Source organism: Actinosynnema sp. NPDC059797, from assembly GCF_042732085.1.
In the GTDB taxonomy this organism is placed as follows: Bacteria; Actinomycetota; Actinomycetes; order Mycobacteriales; family Pseudonocardiaceae; genus Actinosynnema.
Genome location: NZ_JBHWIE010000407.1, coordinates 1 through 5,909, shown reverse-complemented (window position 1 = coordinate 5,909; position 5,909 = coordinate 1). Strand labels below are relative to the sequence as shown.

At 74.2% G+C, this 5,909-nt stretch carries 7 protein-coding genes; 3 read left to right on the top strand and 4 right to left on the bottom strand.

Annotated features, from left to right (window positions below):
- The 3 genes from ACFV4N_RS38470 to ACFV4N_RS38460 all read right to left on the bottom strand — a co-directional run.
- On the bottom strand, positions 1-356 hold a 356-nt coding region (locus ACFV4N_RS38470; protein ID WP_499677610.1), incomplete at its 3' end, for a hypothetical protein.
- Positions 357-444: 88 nt separating this feature from the next.
- On the bottom strand, positions 445-1,437 hold the full coding sequence (locus tag ACFV4N_RS38465; RefSeq protein ID WP_499677609.1) for an AraC family transcriptional regulator: 993 nt from the start codon (positions 1,435-1,437) through the stop codon (positions 445-447).
- A gap of 243 nt (positions 1,438-1,680) precedes the next feature.
- A complete protein-coding gene (locus ACFV4N_RS38460; protein ID WP_499677608.1) occupies positions 1,681-2,259 on the bottom strand; it encodes a DM13 domain-containing protein in 579 nt (192 codons plus the stop codon).
- A gap of 118 nt (positions 2,260-2,377) precedes the next feature.
- On the opposite strand from ACFV4N_RS38460, the gene ACFV4N_RS38455 reads away from it, so the two are divergent.
- Positions 2,378-2,773 (top strand): hypothetical protein, encoded by a 396-nt coding sequence (locus ACFV4N_RS38455; protein WP_499677607.1) that lies wholly within the window; start codon positions 2,378-2,380, stop codon positions 2,771-2,773.
- 488 nt (positions 2,774-3,261) lie between these two features.
- Here ACFV4N_RS38455 and ACFV4N_RS38450 read toward each other — a convergent pair whose 3' ends face one another.
- On the bottom strand, positions 3,262-3,597 hold the full coding sequence (locus ACFV4N_RS38450; protein WP_499677606.1) for a hypothetical protein: 336 nt from the start codon (positions 3,595-3,597) through the stop codon (positions 3,262-3,264).
- A gap of 179 nt (positions 3,598-3,776) precedes the next feature.
- Between ACFV4N_RS38450 and ACFV4N_RS38445 the strand changes: the two genes are divergently transcribed.
- Positions 3,777-4,874: a GNAT family N-acetyltransferase gene (locus ACFV4N_RS38445; RefSeq protein WP_499677605.1), complete on the top strand. Its 1,098-nt coding sequence runs from the start codon at positions 3,777-3,779 to the stop codon at positions 4,872-4,874.
- A 40-nt stretch (positions 4,875-4,914) separates the two neighbouring features.
- Positions 4,915-5,895, top strand: coding sequence for a LacI family DNA-binding transcriptional regulator (locus ACFV4N_RS38440; protein WP_499677604.1), 981 nt, complete (start codon positions 4,915-4,917; stop codon positions 5,893-5,895).
- Positions 5,896-5,909: the final 14 nt, after the last annotated feature.

Below are 5,909 nucleotides of genomic sequence, written 5' to 3'. Positions count from 1 at the left end.
CTGTTTTTTGGTCCCGTGCGGGGGGGGGCGCCCAGCCCCCCCCCCCGGCACAGCACCGCGCGGGCCACGCGGCGGACCCGCTGCTCGACGACGTCGGGCCTCGGCTGCAGGTCCAGGTAGGCGTTGAGGATGTGGCACACGGTCCGCCGCAACTGCGGGTGGTCGCGCGCGAGCTGCTCGAGTTCGAGCAGCGCCACCGCGCGCATGACGGCGTGCGGCGAGGAGATGTGGTCGACGGCCTTGAGCAACAGCTCGGCCGGAGCGGTCGCGGCGACGTGGAACGCGATGCCCCCGTTGATCGACCCCCCGGTCTGGAGCGCTCCCCCGAAGACCCGTCCCGTGAAGCGGTTCTGCATCCAACCCCCTTGACGATCGTGCAAATGCACGTGCATTTGCACGATCGTCGTTGCGGAGAGTAGTTGCAAGCGCTACCAGCCGAACGGCCTACAGCGGTTTGCCCGCCCGGTAGGCGCCGGGGCTGCTGCCCGTCCACCGCTTGAACGCCCGGTGGAACGCGCTCGCCTCGGAGAACCCGAGCCGCAGCGCCAGCTCCTCCACCGACTCGCCGCCGCGCACCAGGCTCGCCACCGCCTGGTCGCGCAGCAACTGCTCGCGCACCTCCCGGAACGACGTGCCCTCGGCGGCGAGCCTGCGCCGCAGCGTCGGCGCGCTCACGCCCAGGCTCGCGGCCACCCCGTCCAGGCCGACCACCCCGCCGCCGAGCACGCGGCGCACGCGGCCGGAGGTGTCCGCGCCGTAGTCGCGCCGCGACAGCAGCTCGGCCGGCGAGCCGCCCAGGAACCGCTTCAGCGCCGCCTCGTCCTGGACCACCGGCATCCGCAGGAACCGGGTGTCGAAGCGCAGCGTGGTCGTCGGCGCGCCGAACCGGAGGGGCGCGCCGAAGATCAGGTGGTACTCGGCGGCGTGCGGCGGCTCGGGGTAGGCGAGGTCGACGCCGCGCAGCGGGATGCGCCGCCCGATCAGCCACGACGAGAACCGGTGCCACAGGACCAGCAGCGACTCGACCAGGAACCGGTCCGGGTCGTCCACGCCCGAGGCGTCCAGGGTGAACGCGGCCGTGCCGTCCCGCTCGCCCAGCGCCATCGCGGGCCGCACGTCGAACAGCGCGTAGAACGCCAGCCCGCGCCGGAGCGCCTCCTCCAGCGAGGCGCAGTGCACCGCGAGCAGGCACATCGTGGGGAACGTGCCGCGCTTGCTCGGCTGCGGGCCGAGGCCCATGAACTCGTCGTCCAGCACCTCCCACAGCGTCTGGACCAGCCGCGTGTACTGGGCGGGGGTGACGCGGGCGCGCTCGTCGGCCAGCAGGGCCTCGCCGATGCCCGCCGGGCCCAGGAACTCGGCCGCGCCGTGGCCGCGGCGCAGGGCCCCGCGCAGGGCCGCGTGCACGTAGTGGATGGCGATGGTCCTGGTGAGCATCACCCGACAGTGTGCCCGAACTGCCGTGAGCGGCGGCGCGGCGTGGGGAGAGAGAGGCTTGCCGCGCCGCCGCCAACGGGTGGCCCACCCCAGTGAGCCGGCTCCTCGTCGATGGGGCATCCGCCCGCCCACCCACGAGGGACGTTGTGGCACCTATCACTCTAAGTGGTCTAGACCAGATGCGTCAATACGGCGAAAAGGCTATATGTGGCTCAGACCACTGCCCCGTGTTTCCCCTGGGTGTCAGGCTCGTACCAGCGGTGCTACGCCGAAGCCCGCGGAGAACCTCTGGCACCAGATCACGACGCTGCGGACCGCCGACAGGTCCGCGCCGGCGGGCACCTCGTACACCTGGTTGCCCCGGTTCGCCTTCAGCTTGCCCAGGTTCGTGAAACCGGAGCCGAACGCCGCCTCCCCCGCCTCGGCGGGCTGCGTCGACAGGTACACGTACAGGTCGGGCCCGTCGCTGGTGTCCAGCGCCTCGAACTGCACCGCGTGCCCGCCGCCGGGCAGCCTGACCAGGGAGGCGCTGCCGGTGGTGGCGTGCTCGAGCGACCGGAACGGCCCCGACGCCACCACGACCGGGCCCTCCGGCCGCGCGGCCTCGCCGGACGGATCGGTGGACGGAGCCGTGGACGGATCGCCGGTCGGCCCGGCGCTCGGGCCGGGGGTGCCGGACCCGGTGGTGCCGACGGGGACGAGGAGCGCTTCGTCGGCGGTCCGGTCCGTCCACAGCCGCCACGGCTGGAACAGGTACAGCCCCACCACGAGCGCGACCACCACGACACCGGCCACCCCGGCCACCACTACCCGCTTGGACATCTCACGCCTCTCGAAGTCGTCGTCGGGGACAACTCTGGCGAAACGGGTGACGACACGGGGCCCGAAACGCCTTACGAAGTTCTGACGTGCGCCGGGCGGGCGTTGTTAGGGTCGCCGGATGGACGAACGGGCCGGTCTGGTGATCGTGTGCGCGCTGATGGTCGGCTGCGCCGCGTTCGGGCCGTTCCCGCACCCGGTGCCGCTGCTGTTCGGCATCGCGGCCGCCGCCGCGGCCAACGCCGCGTTCCCGCTGATGCGCACCTTCGGCGCGGCCCTGCTCGGCGGGGTCGCCGCGACGGGCATCGCGCTGGCCCCGGTCGCGTACGTCACCTGCTCGACCGAGAGGTTCACCGACGTCTTCGCCTGCACGGGCGACGCGCCGACGTGGCACATGACCGGGTCGGTGCTGGTCGCGGGCCTGTCCGGGGCGGGACTGGTGCTGACCCGCGTGCTCGGCGCGGCGGCGCTGGAGCGGCAGCTCGCCGCGATCAGGCGCCGGGTCGACGCGGGGTGAGAACCCCTGGACCCGCCCCGGCCGGCCCGGTCCGACCTTGATCGTCGTGAAGTTCACTCGTCCGAACGCGTGACGCACGCTCGGTGGGTCTCGCGGGCGGGGTGCGGCCCACGTACCTGCCCGACGGCGGGACGCCCGATCGGGTGCACGGACTGCGCCGTCGGCGATGATCTGCACTCCTGGTGAACTACCTGGTGAGCGGGGTGTGATCCGCTGAACGGAAGGGTGAACGGACCGCCGTCACCACCGGGCCGTGCCGCTCGTTGACCGCGCGGGAGCGGAGAACCGCGCCCAGCGGGGTGGACCGGGTGGCGCAGCCCACCGTGATGCACTGGGTGTGACGGGACCACTCCGGAGGGCGGTACTGTTCAGCCGCTCACCTTGCGCCAGGAGTGCGTTCTGCGGAGGAGGCCGGCTGTGCGGGTGCTGTGGGCGACGTGCGGCTTGGCCGTTGCGGCGTCGGCGCTGACGGGTGTTCTGATCGGGGTCTACCTCGACGGGGTGAACGACCGGGACCAGGCCGAGACGCCGGCCTCCACCTGGATCACCCAGCGGCCCCCCACCTCGACCAGCACGGCCACGCCGTCGAGCTCGGTGGTCCTGGACGCGCTGTCCTCGACGCCCGCCTCCACGACCACGACCAAACCCACCACGACGACGCAGGCGCCCGCTGCCCCGCCGCCGCCCTCGCGCCAACCGACCACGGAAGCGCCCCCGACGACGACCGCGACCACCACGCCGTCGACCCGCAGCACCGCCTGGCCGTGCAGCCCCCTCAACCCCCTGCCGCCCCCGCACTGCAACGACTGACCCCCGCGTGTCATGCGCCCAGCCCCCGCGTGTCATGCGCCCAGCCCTCGCGTGTCCTCCACTCGGGCATCGCGTGTCCTCCGGTCGGGCGTGGTGAGCCGGCAGGCGGGTGGGCCGGGCTGACGGGGCTCTTCAACGGAGCCGAAACGCCGGCGTCCCCGGGCGGCAACGTCAACGGACCAGCCTGGGTGACATGGAGCCCACACCGAAGACCTGGCGGTTGCGCGTCGAGCTGGACGACAGCCCTGGCGCCCTGGCCCGGGTGACCATCCGGCTCGCCGAGCGGGACTGCAACGTGCTGGCCCTGTCCGTGATCCCGGTGCCCGGCGGCGTGGTCGACGAGCTGGTGGTGCGCGCCGCGCCCGGCCTGCTGCCCGCCGACCTGGTGGCCGCGGTGCGCGCGGAGGGCGGTCGGTGCGCCGGGATCACCGCCGCGGACGTGCGGGACCTGGTCGACGCCCCGACCGCGGCGTTGCGCGCGGCCGGTCGGGCGGTGCGCGACCCCGGCGCCGCGTGCGAGGCGCTGCGGGTGGTGCTGGCGGCGGACTCCGTGGTGGTCGTGCCCGGGTCGCCGGACGCACCGGACGAGTCGGACGAGTCGGACGAGCACCACGCGCGGCTGGTCACCCGGGACGGCGCGGTCGTGGTCGCCCGGCGCGGCTGGGCACCGTTCGCGCAGGTCGAGCTGGCACGGGCGCAGGCGCTGCTGGACCTGCTGGCGGCCGGCGGCACGCCCGCGCCGCAGCCGTCCGCCCTGCTGACCACCGACGGGATGGCGCTGGTGCTGCGGCCCGGCCGGGCCGGTGACGAGGACGCCGTGGCCGAGCTGCACGCCCGGTGCTCGATGGGCACCCTGTTCAACCGGTACCACGCGGGCGTGCGGACGGTGCCCCGGCGGTGGCTGCACCGGCTGCTCAGCCCGCCCCGCGGGACGACCACCGTGGCGCAGTGCGCCGACCGGGTGGTGGCGCTCGGCCAGCTCATCCCCCTGTCCACTCCGGACAGCGCCGAGGTGTCCTTGCTGGTGGAGGACGCCTGGCAGGGCCGGGGCGTGGGCACGGCGCTGCTCGGCGCGCTGGTCCGCGCGGCGCGGGCGGCCGGGTACCGGGAGCTGGTCGGCTGGTGCCTGCCCGCGGAGGACGGGCTGGTCCGCACGGCGGCGCGCGCGGGCCTGGCCCACTCGTCGCGGCGGGAGGACGGGCTGCTGCGGGTGTCGATCTCCACGGGTCACGCCGACATCACCGGTCCGGTGCAGTCGGAGAGCGCTTCCCGGCAGGTCGCCTCCGGCTAAGCTGGGGCCGGGTAAGGCGATCGTCCGAGGAGTGGTGCCCGTGTCCGTCCAGTCGCACTCAGGCACCCGACCCACGCTGGAGGACGTGGCCGCCCGGGCGGGCGTCTCCCGTGCGACGGCCTCGCGGGTGCTCAACGCCTCCCCCAGGGTCAGCCCGGAGGCGCACGAGGCGGTCACGGCGGCCGTGGTCGAACTGGGCTACCAGCCGAACCACGCGGCGCGGGCGCTGGTGACGCGGCGCAGCGGCGCGGTCGCCGTGGTGTTCTCCGAACCCGAGCCGAAGATCTTCGACGACCCGCACTTCGCGTGGCTGATCCGGTCCGCGGCGCGGGCGCTGGCCGACGCCGACGTGCAGATGGTGCTCATGCTGGTGCACTCGCCGCAGGACCAGGCGCGGGCCGAGCGGTTCCTGGCGGGCGGGCACGTGGACGGCGCGCTGATGTTCGCGCCGCACAAGGGCGACCAGGTGCTGCTCGCGGCCCGGAAGCTGCCGCTGCCGGTGGTGTACGCGGGCCGGCCGTGGGGCTCGCTGCGCGGCATGCACCTGGTGGACCACGACAACGAGGGCGGCGGGCTGCTGGCCACCGAGCACCTCATCTCGATGGGCCGCAAGAGGATCGTCTCGGTGACCGGGCCGCTGGACGAGCACTCGGCGCGGGACCGGCTGGCCGGGTGGCGGCGGGCGGTCGGGGCCGACGACGAGACGACCGCGCTGATGACCGAGGAGGGCGGCTTCTCCCGCGAGGGCGGCAAGCGGGCGATGGAGGCGCTGCTGGCGCGGGTGCCCGACCTCGACGCGGCGTTCATCGCCTCGGACCACATGGCGGCGGGCGCGCTGGACGCGCTGCGCGAGGCCGGGAAGCGGGTGCCGGAGGACGTCGCGGTGGTGGGCTTCGACGACCACCCGATGATCGCGCCCCACACGTCGCCGCCGCTGACCAGCGTGCGGCAGGACACCACCGAGCAGGTGCGCCAAAAGGTTGCGCACCAGCGGGGGTTTCATCGGGAAGAGCCCCTGTAACCGAAGCCGGAGTA